The 16,934-nt window shown below is 70.7% G+C and carries 15 protein-coding genes; 9 read left to right on the top strand and 6 right to left on the bottom strand.

What is annotated here, in order from left to right:
• Positions 1 to 118 precede the first annotated feature (118 nt).
• The 8 genes from AB0E90_RS10425 to AB0E90_RS10390 all read left to right on the top strand — a co-directional run bounded on the left by AB0E90_RS10425 (position 119) and on the right by AB0E90_RS10390 (position 8,441).
• Positions 119 to 1,840 (top strand): DUF1996 domain-containing protein, encoded by a 1,722-nt coding sequence (locus AB0E90_RS10425; protein ID WP_360402413.1) that lies wholly within the window; start codon positions 119 to 121, stop codon positions 1,838 to 1,840.
• Positions 1,841 to 2,020: 180 nt separating this feature from the next.
• Positions 2,021 to 2,767: an SUMF1/EgtB/PvdO family nonheme iron enzyme gene (locus AB0E90_RS10420; RefSeq protein WP_360402411.1), complete on the top strand. Its 747-nt coding sequence runs from the start codon at positions 2,021 to 2,023 to the stop codon at positions 2,765 to 2,767.
• Between the two features lie 220 nt (positions 2,768 to 2,987).
• Complete coding sequence (locus AB0E90_RS10415) at positions 2,988 to 3,299, top strand: EthD family reductase (protein ID WP_360402409.1); 312 nt, start codon at positions 2,988 to 2,990, stop codon at positions 3,297 to 3,299.
• Positions 3,300 to 3,319: 20 nt separating this feature from the next.
• Entirely contained in the window at positions 3,320 to 3,679 is a 360-nt protein-coding gene (locus tag AB0E90_RS10410; protein WP_360402407.1) for a VOC family protein, read from the top strand.
• Positions 3,680 to 3,685: 6 nt separating this feature from the next.
• Positions 3,686 to 5,479: an FAD-dependent monooxygenase gene (locus AB0E90_RS10405; protein ID WP_360402405.1), complete on the top strand. Its 1,794-nt coding sequence runs from the start codon at positions 3,686 to 3,688 to the stop codon at positions 5,477 to 5,479.
• 32 nt (positions 5,480 to 5,511) lie between these two features.
• Positions 5,512 to 6,570, top strand: coding sequence for a M4 family metallopeptidase (locus AB0E90_RS10400; protein ID WP_360402403.1), 1,059 nt, complete (start codon positions 5,512 to 5,514; stop codon positions 6,568 to 6,570).
• Positions 6,571 to 6,731: 161 nt separating this feature from the next.
• Positions 6,732 to 7,331 (top strand): DUF3455 domain-containing protein, encoded by a 600-nt coding sequence (locus tag AB0E90_RS10395; RefSeq protein WP_360402401.1) that lies wholly within the window; start codon positions 6,732 to 6,734, stop codon positions 7,329 to 7,331.
• 180 nt (positions 7,332 to 7,511) lie between these two features.
• Positions 7,512 to 8,441: a carboxypeptidase-like regulatory domain-containing protein gene (locus AB0E90_RS10390; protein WP_360402399.1), complete on the top strand. Its 930-nt coding sequence runs from the start codon at positions 7,512 to 7,514 to the stop codon at positions 8,439 to 8,441.
• Positions 8,442 to 8,485: 44 nt separating this feature from the next.
• On the opposite strand, the gene AB0E90_RS10385 is transcribed toward AB0E90_RS10390, so the two are convergent.
• The 6 genes from AB0E90_RS10385 to AB0E90_RS10360 all read right to left on the bottom strand — a co-directional run bounded on the left by AB0E90_RS10385 (position 8,486) and on the right by AB0E90_RS10360 (position 15,696).
• Positions 8,486 to 9,028 carry a hypothetical protein gene (locus tag AB0E90_RS10385; RefSeq protein WP_360402397.1) on the bottom strand — a complete coding sequence of 181 codons (543 nt, stop codon included), beginning with the start codon at positions 9,026 to 9,028 and terminating at the stop codon, positions 8,486 to 8,488.
• A gap of 68 nt (positions 9,029 to 9,096) precedes the next feature.
• Positions 9,097 to 9,792 carry a DivIVA domain-containing protein gene (locus AB0E90_RS10380; protein WP_360402395.1) on the bottom strand — a complete coding sequence of 232 codons (696 nt, stop codon included), beginning with the start codon at positions 9,790 to 9,792 and terminating at the stop codon, positions 9,097 to 9,099.
• A gap of 80 nt (positions 9,793 to 9,872) precedes the next feature.
• Positions 9,873 to 10,493 (bottom strand): TetR/AcrR family transcriptional regulator, encoded by a 621-nt coding sequence (locus AB0E90_RS10375; protein WP_360402393.1) that lies wholly within the window; start codon positions 10,491 to 10,493, stop codon positions 9,873 to 9,875.
• Complete coding sequence (locus AB0E90_RS10370; RefSeq protein ID WP_360402391.1) at positions 10,486 to 12,408, bottom strand: biotin carboxylase N-terminal domain-containing protein; 1,923 nt, start codon at positions 12,406 to 12,408, stop codon at positions 10,486 to 10,488. Before AB0E90_RS10370 ends, AB0E90_RS10375 begins: the two co-directional genes overlap by 8 nt.
• Before the next feature lie 7 nt (positions 12,409 to 12,415).
• Entirely contained in the window at positions 12,416 to 13,948 is a 1,533-nt protein-coding gene (locus AB0E90_RS10365) for an acyl-CoA carboxylase subunit beta (RefSeq protein ID WP_360402461.1), read from the bottom strand.
• 59 nt (positions 13,949 to 14,007) lie between these two features.
• The gene (locus tag AB0E90_RS10360) at positions 14,008 to 15,696 is read right to left on the bottom strand and encodes an acyclic terpene utilization AtuA family protein (protein WP_360402389.1); all 1,689 of its coding nucleotides are present in this window, start codon (positions 15,694 to 15,696) and stop codon (positions 14,008 to 14,010) included.
• 77 nt (positions 15,697 to 15,773) lie between these two features.
• Here AB0E90_RS10360 and AB0E90_RS10355 point away from each other — a divergent pair, with 77 nt between their 5' ends.
• On the top strand, positions 15,774 to 16,919 hold the full coding sequence (locus AB0E90_RS10355; RefSeq protein WP_360402387.1) for an acyl-CoA dehydrogenase family protein: 1,146 nt from the start codon (positions 15,774 to 15,776) through the stop codon (positions 16,917 to 16,919).
• Positions 16,920 to 16,934: the final 15 nt, after the last annotated feature.

The raw sequence follows: 16,934 nt of genomic DNA, 5'->3' as shown, positions 1-16,934 counted from the left end.
TAAGAATTCCGCAAGCATTCTTACCGGTCGATGACGTACCGGTCCCGCCCCCGTCTTCGCTCGTCTGCTTCGCCGTAAGGGGGAGTGCCACGCGTGAATCGCAGACGAGGAGAATCGGATGAGAGTTCGTTACGGAAAGAGGCCGGCGCGGCTTGCTCTGGTGGCCGCGGTTCTGGCCGCGACCGGGGCGCTCACGGCGACGTTCGTCTCCAGCGGCGGCAAGGGAACCGCGGACGCGGCCACCAGCCTGACCGAGTACGTGCCGATCCAGCAGGTGAAACCGAACGTGATGCGGCCGCGGACCGGCCCGGACGCGTCGACCGGCCGGTTCACGGTGGACTGCGGGACCAACGGCAACGGCAAGTTCAGCCCGGACAACCCGGTCGCCCAGCCCGGCATCAAGAACGGCGCCGAGCACCTGCACGACTTCGTCGGGAACCTGGCCATCACCGCGAACTCCTCGGACGCCGATCTCGACGCCTCGGGGACCACGTGCCGCAACGGCGACAAGTCGTCGTACTTCTGGCCGGTCGTGCGGATCGACCGGTCGGTGCGCGCCTCCGGCGACCAGGTCCGGCAGGCGCTCTCCGCCACCTCCGGCACCGTGGTCTGCCCGTCGGCACGGACCGCGATGCCCGCGGTGCCGGCCGGGGCCAAGGCCGCGGTCGACCGTCAACTGAGCGAGTTGGACCGGCTCGACGTGAGCGCCGACCGGCAGATCCTGGCCACCCGCGGCGTCGACGCCGAGCTCAACAACCGGGTCCTGCAGTCGCTGCGCACCCGCCGCGCGGCGATCCTCACCAAGATCAGTGACGCGATCCGGGCCGCCGGCGGCAAGCGCCCGTCCGGCCTGGTCTCGCTGACCGAGTGCGACATCAGCTACGACGGCATCCACGCCGGCCTGCACACCGGCCACGGCGCGGCGGGTGGTGCGGCCGCCAGCGCCCAGGTGAGCTGCCCGACCGTGCGCGACAAACTGCCCGGCGTGCCCTCCTCCGCGCTCGCCGAGGTGGACCGGAGCCTGGCCGAACTCGACCGGCAGATCTCCGAGGCCAATCAGCGGTTGGTCACGAGCCGCGATGCGATTTTTGCGGAGAACGCCGTCCTCGGCCCGCTGACGGCCAAACGCACCGCGGTGCTGGACCGCATCGCCATCGCCATCGGTCGCACCGCCGCCCGACCGCAGGGACTCGCCGCTCTCGCCGCCTGCAGCCTCGGTCAGCCCTCGCCCACGCCCTCGCCCGCGCCGAGCGGCTCGGCGGCCCCGCTGCCCGACCCGCAGGGCAAAAACCTGGAACTGCCCAACAACACCGGCGGCATCGTACGGCCGGCGTCCGTGCTCATCGAGTACCGCGGCAACCCGGTCAGCAAGGTCGTGCCGATGCCGAAGTTCCTGCGTGAACTGACCGGCGACGCGAAACCCACCAGCCGCGGCCCGGCCAACGCCCGCGCCACCTGGACCTGCTCCGGTTTCCGCGACCGCCTCTCGGACAAGTACCCGGTCTGCCCCCAGGGCAGCCAGGTCCAGCGGGTCCAGGACTTCCCCGGCTGCTGGGACGGCAAGAACATCGACAGCACCAACCACCGCAGCCACGTCGCGTTCGCCGACCCGAAGACCGGGGCCTGCCCGGCCGGCTTCGCCGCCATCCCGCAGCTGCGGATCACCATTTCCTACGCCATTCCCCGCGACGTCCAGCTCAAGGGCCAGTACGCCCTGGACTCCTTCCCCGAGGAGAACCACAACCCGTTCTCCGACCACAACGACTTCGTCAACGTCAACTCCACGAAGACCATGCAGCGCATCGCCACCTGCCTCAACCGCGCCAGGAACTGCCGCTGAACATTCCGGACGGCGGTGGCGCAGCAAATGAGCCGCCGCCGGCCCCGGATCCGCGCGGGGCGACGGAACATGGGCCGGTCCGGCAAGCCGCCGGTCGCCTACGAGCTCGCCGCAGCTCTGTCCGGGAGGCTGACCGGGACCCACCGGCCGGTTCGCCGGTAGGTGCTACCGTTCCGCGCCATGTGGGCCGAGGAGATGGTGGCCGGGCGTCCGGCATGGCGGCACGTCGCGTCGGGTGTGGTGTTCCGGGAGGTGCCGGGCGGCACGTTCCGGATGGGCCTGTCGGAGGCGGAGCTGGAGGCGGTGCGCGCCATCGAGCGGGCCGGCGGGGTCGAGGACACCATCGAGTCGTTTCTGGCCGGCGCCGGCGATGCCCAGCCGGTCCGTGAGGTGCGGGTCGAGCCGTTCCTGATCGCCCGCCATCCGCTGACGGTCGCTCAGGTCCGGCACTGGCTGCCCGACTACGAGGACGATTACGCCGACGCGGATTCGACGGTCGCCCGGCTCGAGGACGACCTCGACGACCTGCTCGAGGCGCTGCCGTTCCGGCTGCCCAGCGAAGCCGAGTGGGAATACGCGGCCCGCGCCGGAACCACCACGCTGACGTTCCGCGGAGACGGCAAGCCCGGCGAGGTCGACCTGCTCGACGACTTCGCCGACGAGCAGCGGACGGCCGCGACGGAGAACGCGTTCGGGCTGGCGGCGATCGGCTCGGCGAGCGAGGTCTGCGCCGACGCGTGGATCCCGGGCTTCGCGGGCGCACCGGCCGACGCCCGCCCGCGCCCCGGCGACAGCCCGCGCACCGTGCGGGGCGGCGCCGCCGATCTGTACCCGTGGCAGGGCTGCGACGAGTGGCTCCTGCTGCTCTCCGCCGTCCGGTACGAGCACACCCAGTTCACCGCGGTCCGGCCGGTCGCCAACCGATAGATGGTCAGCGGGGCCGCGCCGACCTCGCCGACTTCGTGCTCGCCCAGCTGCGCGACCACACCTTCCTGCGGCAAGCCGTCGCGTTCTCCGGGGCGCAGCCCGCTGAGTCGCACCGCCACTGTTGATGCTTCGGTATTCGACGCAGTAGCCTCGAGTCGACCGATTCGATTTCCGAAGCGCGGGGGTCGGCGCAACTCCGGGCCGCTGAACAGAGGTTGTCATGCACAAGCTGGTGGTCCTGTACCCCGAGCCCGCCGATCCCGACCACTTCCGCGACTACTACGTGACCAACCACCTCCCGCTGGTCACGCGCATGCCCGGTCTGCTGGCCTGGCGCTACAGCTTCGACGTGGCAGCGACGCAGGGACAGGCACCCTACTTTGCGGTCTTCGAAGCCGATTTCGCTGACGCCGCGGCAATGACCGCGTCGAGGGCGTCGCCGCAAGGCCGGCAGGTGGCCGCCGATGTCGCCAACTACGCCACCGGTGGTGCGGTCGTCATCCACTATCCGGTGCAGAACGGCACCCGCTGACCAGCGACTAAGGTGGGCGCGTGACTGTGCAGGGAGTGCGGCGGATCATCGTGTCGGTGGCGGACCAGGAGCGGGCGCTCGCGCTCTACCGGGATGTGCTGGGGCTGACGGAGAAATACGCTGCCGGCGACATCGTGTCGCTGGCCGTCCCGGGCACGCAGATCGAGCTTCTGCTGCACGAGCGCCCGCCCACGCCCGGCCTGGCCGGTGTGGCCGTCAGCTTCGTCGTGGCGGATGTCGACGCGGCGACCGCGGCGGCGGAGAAAGCCGGCGCCACCGTCGTCGACGCCCCGGCCGACCAGCCGTGGGGCGAGCGGCAGTCGGTGCTGACCGACCCCGACGGCCACGTCATCTGCCTGGTGACGCCGGCCGCGTCCTGACGGCCGATGCAGTTCTATCTGGACGGTTACCGGCCGGGTGATCCCACCGTCGCGGAGGCGCATCCGTCCGTTGCCGCGCGGCCCGACGGGCTGCCGGCCGACTGTGACGTGCTGATCGTCGGGTGCGGACCGGCCGGGTTGGTGCTCGCGGCGCAGCTGGCTGCGTTCCCGGAGATCCGCACCGTGCTGGTGGACCGGCGGGACGGGCCGCTCACGGTCGGGCAGGCGGACGGGGTGGCGTGCCGGACGGTCGAGATGTTCCAGGCGTTCGGGCTGGCCAATCGGCTCATCGACGAGGCGTACCAGGTCAATGAGGTGTGCTTCTGGCAGCCGGACCCGGCCGATCCGAGCCGGATCACCCGGGTGGGGCGGGTCGACGACGTCGAGGAGGGCATCTCCGAGATGCCGCACGTCATCGTCAACCAGGCGCGGATGCTGGCGTACCTGCTCGACTACCTCGAGCGTTCCGCCGCCCGGCTGCGGCCGTTCTACGGGATGCGGGTCACCGGTGTGCGGCGTGACGGTGACGGCGTCGTGGTGGACGTGGGGGACACCACGATCCGGGCGAAGTACGTGGTCGGGTGCGACGGCGCGCGCAGTGCGGTCCGGGCCGCGATGGGGCGGGAGCTGACCGGCGACGCGATGAACGTGGCCTGGGGTGTGATGGACGTTCTCGCGGTCACCGATTTCCCGGACATCCGGCTCAAGGCGGCCGTGCAGTCGGCCGAGCACGGGAGTGTGCTGATCATCCCGCGGGAGGGCGGCTTCTTGGTGCGGCTCTACATCGAGCTGGACGGCACGGCGGGCGTCACCCCGGAGAGCCTGGCCGCGGCGGCGAACCGGATCCTGCATCCGTACACGATCGACGTCAGGGGCGTCGGGTGGTGGTCGGTGTACGAGATCGGGCAGCGGCTGTGCGACCGGTTCGACGACGGGGAGGCCGGGTCGCCGCGCATGTTCATCGCCGGCGATGCCTGCCACACCCACAGCGCCAAGGCGGGCCAGGGCATGAACGTGTCGATGGCGGACGCCTGGAACCTCGGGTGGAAGCTCGCCGCCGTGCTGCGCGGCGAGGCCCGGCCGGAGTTGCTGCACACCTACTCGGCGGAGCGGCAGCGGGTGGCCGCCGAGCTGATCGACTTCGACCGGAAGTTCGCCGGCATGTTCAGCGCGCGCCCGGCCGACTCGGGCGAGGAGTTCCGGCGCTACTTCGTGACTCAGGGGCGCTTCACCGCGGGCGTGGCGACCAGATATGCGCCGTCGATGATCACCGCGGACACGGCGTACCAAAGCCTGGCCGAAGGTTTTCCGGTTGGCATGCGTTTTCACTCCGCGCCGGTGGTTCGGCTGGCCGATGCCAAGCCGGTGCATCTCGGCCATGCCGCCCGGGCCGACGGGGTGTGGCGGCTCTATCTGTTCGGCGACCGCGGCGACACCCTGCAGCGCGTCGCCGCCTCGGTCGCGTCGAAAGACATCGACATCCTGGCCGTCTTTCAGCAGGGGCATCGGGAGCTGGCGGTCGACGAGATGCCGGCGGCGCTCCTGCCCCGGAAGGGGAGGCTCGGGCTGATCGACTACGAGAAGATGTTCTGCCCGGATCCGCGGGGCGGCGACATCTTCGATCTGCGCGGCATCGACCGTGACGCCGGGTGCATGGTGGTCGTCCGCCCGGACCAGTACGTTGCTCACGTCCTGCCGCTCACCGACGTCGATGAGCTGGGCGTTTTCCTCGCAGGCATCCGCGTCGATACGACTGTCCAGATGGAGACTCGACCCTCGACCGGCAGGCATGATTACTGAGAGTATTGGCGGCCTCTACTGAGAGGTGCGCCATGTCCATCAACTGCATCACCCCGCCATACATCCTCGACCGCCTGCTCGAGAACGACGACGCGACCATCCGCCAGGCCGCCCTGGCCACCCTGCTCACCACCGCGCAGCTGCGCGGCCAGCGGGAGATCCGGGCCCAGATCGCGGGCGCCGTCGCGGCCTCGGCCGGCGGCCGGCGCAGCGTCTTCGACTGCCACCACGGCACCTTCCTGCAGCGCGCCGAGCTGGTCCGGTCGGAGCACGACGGCCCGGTCGCCGACTCCTCGGCCAACCAGGCGTTCGACGGGCTCGGCGCCACCCGGGACTTCTATCGCGACGTGTTCGGGCGTAACTCGATCGACGACCGCGGCATGCGCCTGCTGGGCTACGTGCACCGCGGCCGGCGTTACAACAACGCCTTCTGGGACGGCCAGGAGATGGTGTTCGGCGACGGGGACGGCGAGATCTTCACCGACTTCACCGGCTCGCTCGACGTCATCGCGCACGAGCTGGGCCACGGCGTCACCGAGCACACCGCCAACCTGGAATACCGCAATCAGTCCGGCGCGCTAAACGAGTCGCTCTCCGACGTCACCGGCTCGATGGTCAAGCAGTGGAGCCGCAAGCAGACCGCCGACCAGGCCGACTGGCTGATCGGGGCGGAGATCTTCACTCCACGGGTGGACGCGGACGCGCTGCGGTCGATGAAGGCGCCGGGCACGGCGTACGACAACGAGCTCTTCGGCAAAGATCCACAGCCGGACCACATGGACCGGTACGCCGATCTGCCCGACACCGACGAGGGCGACAACGGCGGCGTGCACGTCAACTCGGGCATCCCGAACAAGGCGTTCTTCCTGGTCGCGACCGGCATCGGTGGCTATTCCTGGGAGGCGCCGGGGCACATCTGGTACGAGTCGCAGAAGGCGTCGACCGCCACCACCGACTTCCAGGGTTTCGCCGACACGACTTTCGCCAAGGCCGGCCAGCTGTACGGCACGGGCAGTCGCGAACAGCAGGCCGTCCAGGCCGGGTGGGACGGGGTGGGCATCCGGGCCACGCCGGCGCCGGGCCGGAGCTGATCAGATTTGATGTAACCCCCGGATTAGGTCGATCGGCCGGTCCATTGTGAACAAACGGTTAACAGTGGTGTGGATCATCAACCCTTCCGGGCCGGCGCCCGTAATTGCGTGCGGTGGGTAGGGGCCCACCGCACACAATTCCATCTTGGGGGATTCATCTCATGCTGAGCACACGTCGCTCCCGTGTCGTTCTCGGCGGCGCCGCCATGGCCGCAGTCGTTGCGGGCATCGGTGCCGTCACGTTCAACGCGTCGGCGGCCACGGTGGCCGCTCCGGTCGCGCCCGCACCGCAGGGCGCCGACGCCCGCGCCGTCTCGATCCCGTTCATCGACAGCACCATCAAGCCGCCGGCCGGCTCCCGGCCGATCGGCGCGTTCGTCGTCACCAACGGGACCCAGAACTACACCTGCTCGGCCACCACCCTCACCTACAGCACCCCGTCCACGCCGGAGGCGCAGCTGGTCGGCACCGGCGGCCGCATCCACCACTTCGGCGGCCCGAGCTGGCAGTCGCTGCGGGACCAGTCGCTGGTCACCGCGGCCAAGGTCAACGACGGGGTGAAGAAGGACGGCACCATCCCGGAGCTGCTCCTCAAGGTCAACTCGCACTCCGGCACCGGCATCCTCGACAAGGCGGACTACATCAACCGCCTCTTCACCTCCGGCGGCGTCGCCCCGGCCGGCCCGTGCGTGTCGGGCACCGTCGTGAAGATCTCCTACAAGGCCGTGTACGTCTTCTGGGACGCCCCGGCCGGCGCCTGATCCCGCTCGCGCGCTGCCGTGCGCCACGGCGTTCGGCAGCGCGGGGAGTCGGGTGGCTGACAGTCACCCGGCGGATACTCCCGGCTTCGTGCCGCGCTTCGCGTTCCCCGGCCCCGACCCGGCCGGCCCGTCGATAGCGTCCCCCACATCGAAGTACTTCACGGGGGAGGAACCACCGAAATGTTCAAGTCCGTCATCCTGACCGCTCTTGCGGGCGTCGTTGCCGCGCCGCTCATCGCATCGCCCGCCCTGGCCGCCGGCACCACCACCGGCAACCTGGCCGGCGCGGTCCGGGACACCCGCGGCGCGATCGTCGCCGACGCCGACATCACCATCCTGGTGCCGGAGTCGCCCAACGTCGCCGCCCAGGCGCATACCGACGCGGCCGGCCGCTTCAAGGTCACCGGCCTCGACGAGGGCGCCTACAACATCCAGATCGACCGCGACGGCTGGACCGAGTGGGCGCCGGGCCGCACCGACAGCCCGACGGCGTACGCCATCCGCGCGGGCCGCACCACCGTCGCCAACAGCGTCGTCTACGCCGCCGGCCGGGTCACCGGCAAGGTCACCACCGCGACCGGCGCTCCGGCCGCCGGTGTCCAGGTGAGCGCCGAGGACGACGAGCACGCCCGCTCCTTCGACGGCACGACCGCCACCGACGGGACGTACTCGCTGCGGGTCGCCCCGAACGAGACCTACGTGCTGCGCTTCACCGACGGCCACTTCACGCAGTTCGCGCCGAGCACCGCCGGCCGGGACGAGGCCACGCGGTATGCGGTCGGCGCCGGCCGGACGGTGCGCGTCAGCAACAAGCTGCTGGCGGCGGCCACGCTGACCGGCACGCTCACCGATGTGGCCGGTGCGCCGGTCGCGGGCGCGCAGGTCAACTACATCGACATGAACGCGGGTTCGGTGTCGGCCACCACCGACGCGGCCGGTCACTACACGATCGACAAGCTGGCCCCGGGCGACTTCAAGGTCTACTTCCTGACCTCGCAGGGGCAGCTGCAGTGGGCGTACCAGGCGCTCGGTTACGACGAGGCCGAGACGTTCACGCTGCCGCTGGGCGGCACGGCCACGGTCGACGACCAGCTCCTGCCGATCAGCTGATCCACCTCTTTGCCGCCCCGGACCGCACCACGGTCCGGGGCGTTCTACTTGGTGACCTGCTGCACGAGGCCGATGATCTGCACGGCCAGCGGCGGCTGCTCGCCGGCGCTGGGGCATCCTTCGTAGCGGATCATCCGGAAACCGACGATCAGCAGGTACGAGAACGCGTCGTTGCAGGTGCCGCGGGTCGGCCACTTCCGGTCGGCCTCGGTCTGCACCCGCGGATCGGTGGCCAGCGTGACGACCTTGCCGAGGTCGGCCGAGCTGAGCTTGCCGGTCTTGGTGATGCCGGTCTTGCCTTTGACGATGTTCCAGGTGCCGTCCGGCTTGATCGTGGTGGTCTCGGTGATGCCGGCGATTCCGCCGGACTTGACGAGCTGGATGCCGTCGAAGCGGCCCGACGACGCTGGCGCCGGGGCCGGCGTGGCCGTCGACGTGGCCGGCGGGGCGGTTGCGGACGGCGCCGGAATTTCACTCGATGGAGCGACACTCGCCGGGGACGACACCGGCGACGCGGTCGGCGAGCTGTCCGAGCAGCCCGCCAGCGCCACGATCAGAGAGGCCGCCACGGCCCATCGCAGAAACATCGAATCACCCCCGTCGAATCAACGGCCGAACCTATTCGGCGGGGATGATCGTTGTCAATTTGGTCAGGTCAGCCGATGCCGCTCTCCGGGGCGCCGTTGAGCTCCGCCAGCTGCTGCGTGACGTGGGTGTTCAGCGCGTTGTGGTAACTCTGCGCCAGCTGGCCCAGCCGGTCGATCTCGTCGAGCATGGCGGCCCGCTTGGCGCCGATGCTGCTGATCGCCTCGGTGTGGTTGCGCCGCGCGTCGCTCTCGATCGTGGCCGCGTTGAGCTGCGCCTCGCTGGTCAGCTGCTCCGCCTTGCCGCGGGCGCTGCCGATGAGCTGCTCGGACTCACTCTTGGCGTCGCGCATGTGGTCGTCGGCGGTGCGCTGGGCCATCATCAGCACCCGCGCGTTGCGGTCGTCGTCGACCGGAGCGAGCGGGGTGAGGGCCTGGTTGCGGGAGCGCTCCAGCTCGGCCTGCACGTTGCGGGCGTTCTGCTCGGCGCGGGCGCGCGCCTCCTGCAGTCGCTCGAGCTGGGCGACCAGGTCGTTGAGCTCGGCGTTCAGCGCCATGTTGGTGGTCGACGACGACGGCGACAGCCCGCCACCGCCACCTCCGCGCTGCATCTGGTCCGAGAGGACGTTGTTCTCTTCCAGGAGGCGGATGAGCTCCTGTTCGACCTCGTCGAGGAAGGCATCCACCTCTTCCTCGTCATATCCACGCTTACCCATGGGCGGCTTCTTGAAGGCCATGTTGTGGATGTCTGCGGGCGTGAGCGGCATCGTCGTCCTCGGTTCGGCGTCGGAAGGTCGTGCGGCCAGAAATCCTACGCAACCCGGCTGTGACCGCGACGTGGGCGTGATCACTCATCGTGAAAATCGGATGAAATAGGATATAACGCCCTCGCGAGCTGAGTCGACCAGATGCGGACCACGCGCGCCCGCCGCCGGGAGTCGTCGGTGAGCACTCCGGCCAGCGCCAGGCCGCGCGCCAGGTCGAGGGTCGCCTGGATGAGACCGCGGACCTCCGGGTAGCTGTCGTCGGCGCCGAGCAGCCGCACCGCCCGCTGGTGCACGCCGCGGGCGAAGCGCCGCTCCAGGGGCACGACGGCGGCCCGCAGCTCCTCGTCCGCCGCGGCGACCGTCCAGACCTGCAGCGCGGCCTGGAACAGCTCACCGCCGATCGCGTCGACCAGGCCCTCGACGATCCGGTGCACACGCTCGTCGCCGGCCCCGGTGGGCTCGGGCAGCGCGTCGAGCAGCGCCGCCCGCTCGTCGAACATGAACTCGAGCGCGCCCAGGATCAGCGCCTCCCGGGTGCGGTAGTGATGCTGCACCGCGCCCCGGCTGATGCCCGCCTCGGCCGCGATGAAGCCGACCGTGGACACCTCCCAGCCGTGCGTGGCCAGGCACCGGATGGTGGTCTCCAGGAGACGCTGCCGGGTCGCCCGGCTGCGGTCCTGCTTAGGCTGGAGGTCAGTCATGCCCCACCACGGCCAGTGGCGTGCCCTGCGTTACCTGCTGGCCGACCTTGACCGGGAGCTCGGTGACGGTGCCGGCGGCCGGCGCCCGCACCGCGTGCTCCATCTTCATCGCCTCCAGCCAGACCAGCGGCTGCCCGGCCGTCACGGCGTCGCCGACCTCGGCGTTCACCCGCACCACCGTGCCCGGCATCGGCGCGACCAGGGCGCCGGCCGGCATCCGGGCGGCCGGGTCGGCGAAGCGCGGCACCCGCCGCAGCTCGGCCGATCCGAGCGCCCCGTCGACCACGACCCGGTCGCCGAACCGGCCGGCCGTCCAGGTTCGGTGCACGCCGTCGAGATCCAGCGTGACCTCACCGGCGGTGGCGCTGACGACCTGCGCGCCGGCGACCTGCGCGCCGGCGAACTCCACGCCGTCGCGGCCGAACCGGTAGTCGACGTCGATCTCCCGCTCGCCGGTCGCGTAGGTGCGGCGCCGGAAGCCGACCGGGATGTTGCGGAAACCGCTGCGCAGGCCGGGCAGCAGCGGCCCACGTTCGGCCGCCGCATCGGCGAGGGCCGCGACCAGCGCGCCGATCGCCGGGTCGAGTCCGCCCTGCAGCAAAGGCGAAAGGTCGGCATAAAAGCTGGTATCGGCGCGACCGGCCAGGAAGACGGGATGCAGCAGGCTCGCCACCAGCAGGTCCCGGTTGGTGGTCACGCCATGCACGCGAGCTCGGCGCAGGGTCGCGGCGAGCTGCCGCGCCACGGTTTCGCGATCTTTGCCGTACGCGATGACCTTGGCCAGCATCGCGTCGTAATGGATGCCGACCACGCTGCCGTCGGCCACCCCGGCGTCGACCCGGATCCCGTCCGCCGCCGGGATGTCGAACCGCACCACCGTGCCGGTCTGCGGCCGCCAGTCCGCGGCCGGATCCTCCGCGTACAGCCGGGCCTCGATCGCATGCCCGGTCACCGCCGGTTCCGGGCCGGGCAGCGGCCGCCCGTTCGCCACGTCGATCTGCAGGCCGACCAGGTCGGTCCCGGTGACGCACTCGGTGACCGGGTGCTCGACCTGCAGGCGGGTGTTCATCTCCAGGAACCAGAAGCCGCCCGTCTCGTCGGCGAGGAACTCGACCGTCCCGGCGCCGCGGTAGCCGACCGCGGCCGCCGCCGCCCGCCCGGCGGCCAGCAGGCGTTTGCGCAGGTCGCCGCCGAGCCGGTCGACCAGCGGCGACGGCGCCTCCTCGATCACCTTCTGGTGGCGGCGCTGCAGGGAGCACTCCCGTTCGCCGAGCGCCCAGATCGTGCCGTGCTCGTCGGCCATGATCTGCACCTCGACGTGGTGCCCGTTCTCCAGGTAGCGCTCGCAGAACACGGTCGGGTCGCCGAACGCGGCCGCCGACTCGCGGGCCGCCGAGGCGATCGCGTCGGGCAGCTCGGCGAGCGTGCGCACGATCCGCATGCCCCGCCCACCGCCGCCCGCCGACGCCTTGACCAGCACCGGCAGGTCGCTCTCGGTGAGCGCGGCGACGTCGAGCTTGTCGAGGATCGGCACCCCGGCGACGGCCATCCGGCGCTTCGACTCGATCTTCGAGCCCATCACCGCGATCGCCTCCGGCGACGGACCGATCCAGATCAACCCCGCATCGCGTACGGCTCGGGCGAAGTCGGCGTTCTCGGAGAGAAAGCCGTACCCGGGATGGATGGCGTCGGCACCGGCCTTGAGCGCCGCGGCGATGATCAGATCGCCGCGCAGATAGCTGTCGGCCGGCGCGTCGCCGGGCAGGCGAACGGCGCAGTCGGCCTCGCGGACGTGCGGCGCGCCCGCGTCAGCGTCGGAGAAGACCGCCACCGTGGCCAGGCCGCGGCGGCGGCAGGTGGCGAAGACCCGGCGGGCGATCTCCCCGCGGTTGGCGACCAGCACACCCGTGATCATCGGTGCCTCACATCCGGAAGACGCCGAAGGCGTCGGTGCCCTGGACCGGCGCGGAATGGATCGCGGACAGCGCGACGCCGAGCACGTCACGGGTGTCGCGCGGGTCGATGATGCCGTCGTCGTAGACCATCCCGGACAGCACCAGCGGCATCGACTCGGCGGTGATCTGCTGCTCGATCATGGTGCGGACGACCTGGGCGCCGTCCTCGTCGAACGGCCGGCCCCGGGACAGCGCCGACGCCTTGGACACCAGGTAGGTGACGTCGGCCAGCTGCTGCGCGCCCATCACCGCGGACCGGGCGCTGGGCCAGGAGAACACGAACCGGGGGTCGTAGGCCCGCCCGCACATGCCGTAGTGGCCCGCGCCGTACGAATTGCCGATCAGCACCGAAAGATGCGGCACGGTGGAATTCGACACCGCGTTGATCATCATGGCGCCGTGCTTGATGATGCCGCCCTGTTCGTATTCCTTGCCGACCATGTAGCCGGTCGTGTTGTGCAGGAACAGCAGGGGAGTGTGCGACCGGTTGGCGAGCTGGATGAATTGCGCCGCCTTCTGCGCCTCCGCGCTGAACAGCACGCCGCGCGCATTCGCCAGGATCCCGACCGGATAGCCGTGCAGCCGCGCCCACCCGACCACCAGCGACGTCCCGTAGAGCGGCTTGACCTCGTCGAAGTCGCTGTCGTCGACGATCCGGGCGATGACCTCCCGCGGATCGAACGGCGATTTCAGGCCCGGCGGCACGATCGACAGCAGTTCCTCGGCCGGATAACGCGGCGCTGTGGCCTCGGCCGGCAATGGGCCCTCTTTGCGCCAGTTGAGCCGGGCCACGATCCGCCGCCCGATCCGGATCGCGTCCTGCTCGTCGGTCGCGTAATGGTCGGCCAGCCCGGAAACCCGCGCGTGCATCTCGGCCCCGCCGAGCGACTCGTCATCGGATTCCTCCCCGGTGGCCGCCTTCACCAGCGGCGGCCCGGCCAGGAACACCTTCGACCGCTTCTCGATCATCACGACGTGGTCGCTCATTCCCGGCAGATAGGCCCCGCCGGCGGTCGAATTGCCGAACACCAGCGCGATCGTCGGAATCCCGTTCGCCGACAATCGGGTGAGGTCGCGAAACACCGCCCCACCAGGGATGAAGACATCTTTCTGGGTGGGCAGGTCGGCCCCGCCGGATTCGACGAGCGCGATCAGCGGCAGCCGATTCCGCAACGCCACCTCGTGCATCCGCAGCGTCTTCTTCAGCGACCACGGATTGCTGGCCCCGCCCTTGACCGTCGGATCGTTGGCCACCAGCAGGCATTCGACCCCGCTGACCACGCCGATTCCGGCGACGACGCTGCCGCCGACGGTGAATTGCGAGCCGTAACCGGCCAGCGCCGCCAATTCCAGGAACGGCGAGTCGAGATCGAGCAGCAGTTCGATACGTTCCCGGGCGGTCATCTTCCCGCGTGAGTGATGCCGGGCCACGGCCTGTTCGCCGCCGCCGGCCACCGCCTTTCCGGTCTCGGCCTCGATCTCGCCGAGCGCTTCGAGCATCGCCTCCCGGGCCGCTTTCGCGTCGGCGCCGTCCGGATCGAGCCCGGATCGCAGGACAGTCACATCTCCTCCAGCAGCGATTCCGGAATGTCCACCAGCCGCGACCGCAGCCATTCGCCGAGCCCTTTGGCCTGCGGATCGAACCGGTTGTGATAGGCGACGCCGGCGCCGAGCAACCCGTCGACGACGATATTGATCGCACCGATATTGGGCAGGCGGGTGATCCGCATCGGCAGCCCGGCGGTTTCCGGGAGCATCTCCCGCACCCGTTCCTCGGAGATCAATTGCGACAGCCAGGTGTACGCCTCCGTCGAACGCACCCAGAGCCCGATATTGGCGTCCCCGCCTTTGTCTCCCGACCGCGCCCCCACCACGGTCCCGAGCGGCGCCCGCCGCGTGCCGCCCGGATCGGACATTTCCGATTCGTCGGGCGGTGGTGCGGACAGCGGCTCGAGCGTGCGGGTCTCGGGCGGCGGGGTTATGGATTCCACCGTGCCGTCGTCGTGCACGACCTCGTGCGGCGCCGTGGCCTGCGGCACGAACCCGGCGGTGAACACACCGTAGGGGTGCGCCCGCCCGGGCGGCGTGGTGCTGAAGAAGCCGGGATAGGAGCCCAGAGCGACCTCGACCGCGGCGTTGGCGAACAGGCGCCCGGCCTTGCGCTCCTCGGGATCGCGGGCGACCACGGTGAGCAGCGCCGACGCCTGCTGCTGGGTGGGCGCGTCCGGGGCGTCCACCCGGGACAGCGCCCAGGTCACCGACGCCGGGCGAACCGGGAGCGCGGCTTCGAGCTGCCGGCGGAACACCGCCGCCTTCGCCTCGATGTCCAGGCCGGTCAGCACCACCGTCATCTCGTTGCGGAAGCCGCCCAGCGAGGTCAGCGACACCTTCAGGTCGGGCGGCGGCGCCTCGCCGCGCACGCCGGAGAGGCGGACCCGGTCCGGGCCGTCCTGCGCCAGCGACACCGTGTCGAGGCGGGTGGTGACATCCGGCCCGGCGTAACGGGCGTCCTGCACCTCGTACACCAATTGGGCCGTCACCGTGCCGACCGTGACCGCGCCGCCTGTGCCGGGGTGTTTGGTGATGACCGAGGACCCGTCCGCGTCGATCTCGGCGATCGGGAAGCCCGGGTAGAGCATGTCGTCGATCTCGGTGAAGAACGCGTAGTTGCCGCCGGTCGCCTGTGTCCCGCACTCGAGCACGTGCCCGGCCACGGTGGCCCCGGCAAGCCGGTCGTAGTCGCGGCGCGCCCAGCCGAAGTGCGCGATGGCCGGCCCGATGACCAGCGAGGCGTCGGTGACCCGCCCGGTGACCACGACGTCCGCGCCGCGTTCGAGCGCCCGCGCGATCCCGAACGCCCCCAGGTAGGCGTGCGCCGCCAGTGGCGTGCCGAGCTCCAGCTCCGCCGCACGTGCGGTCAGGTCGTCGCCGCGTACCCAGGCAATCTTGGCCGGCAGGCCCAATTGGCGGATCGCCGCCGCCAGGCCTTCGGGGTTGACGCCGCCGGCGTTGGCGACGATGCGGACGCCCTTCTCCAGGGCCAGGTCGAGGCAGTCGCGCAGCTGGGTGAGGAACGTGCGGGCGTAACCGGTGGCCGGGTCGCCGGCACGGTCGCGGGCCAGGATGAGCATGGTGAGCTCGGCCAGGTAGTCGCCGGTCAGGACGTCCAGGTCGCCGCCCTCGAGCATCTCGCGCATCGCCGAGAGCCGATCGCCGTAGAAGCCGGAGCAGTTGCCGATGCGCAGCACCAGGTGACGGTCGCACAGGACGGAAAAACAAGCAAGCGCGCTTGTTTTCTGCCCGCGTGCCTCGCTACCGTGCGGTGATGCGGCTCAACGAAGACCATGCAGCGTTCCGCGACAGCGTCCGCCGGTTCGTCGACACCGAGGTCAACCCGCACGTCGACGGGTGGGAAGCGGCCGGCCGGGCCCCGCTGCACGACCTCTTCCCCAAGGCCGCGGCGCTGGGCCTGCTCGGCCTGGAATACGACGAGGCCTACGGCGGCGAGGGCGCCGACCACAGCTTCCAGCAGGTCGCCGCCGAGGAGTACGGGCGGATGCACGCCGGCGGGGTCGGCATGGCGATGGGCGTGCAGGCGATGATGGCCACCCCCTCGCTGCACGCGTTCGGCACCCCTGCGCTCAAAGATCAATTTCTGAGACCAGCCATTGCCGGTACGGCGGTGACCGCGATCGCCGTGACCGAGCCCGACACCGGCTCCGACGTGTCCCGGCTGCGCACCCGAGCCGTCCGCGACGGCGACGACTGGGTGATCACCGGCCGGAAGGTCTACATCACCAACGGCGCCCAGGCCGACTGGATGTGCCTGCTGGCCCGCACCTCCGACGAGGGCGGCTACCGCGGCATGTCGCAGATCGTCGTCCCCACCGACCTTCCCGGCTTCTCGGTGGTGCGCACCTTCGACAAGCTCGGCAACCGCTGCTCCGACACCGCCGAGCTGGCCCTCGACGAGGTCCGCGTGCCGATCGCCAACACCATCGGCGAGCCCGGCCGCGGCTTCCAGCAGCAGATGCGCCAGTTCGTCACCGAGCGCGTCTTCGCCGCCTACACCACCGCCGGCCAATGCCAGTACGCCCTGGACCGCACCCGCGCGTTCGTCCACGACCGCTCGGTGTTCGGCCGCCCGCTCGCCGACCGCCAATACGTCGCGTTCCGCCTCACCGAGCTGCAGGCCGAGGTCGACCTGCTGCGCAGCCACAACCTGCAGACCGCCGAAGCCCTGATGGCCGGCGACGACATCACCCGGATGGCCACCGTGGCCAAGCTCAAGGCCGGCCGCCTGATCCGCGAGGTGGCCGACTGGTGCCTGCAGTTCCACGGAGGCATGGGCTACCTCGAGGACACCTGGACCGCCCGCATGCTCCGCGACGTCCGCCTGACGTCGATCGGCGCCGGAGCCGACGAGGTGATGCTCCAGGTCCTGGCCCGCCTGGACGGCCTGCCCGCCTGATCCCGCCGCCCGGGG

This window comes from Actinoplanes sp. NPDC026619 (assembly GCF_040638295.1).
Lineage (GTDB): Bacteria > Actinomycetota > Actinomycetes > Mycobacteriales > Micromonosporaceae > Actinoplanes.
Note: the sequence above shows the minus strand (reverse complement) of the source record. Positions and strands in the feature narration are given on the sequence as shown.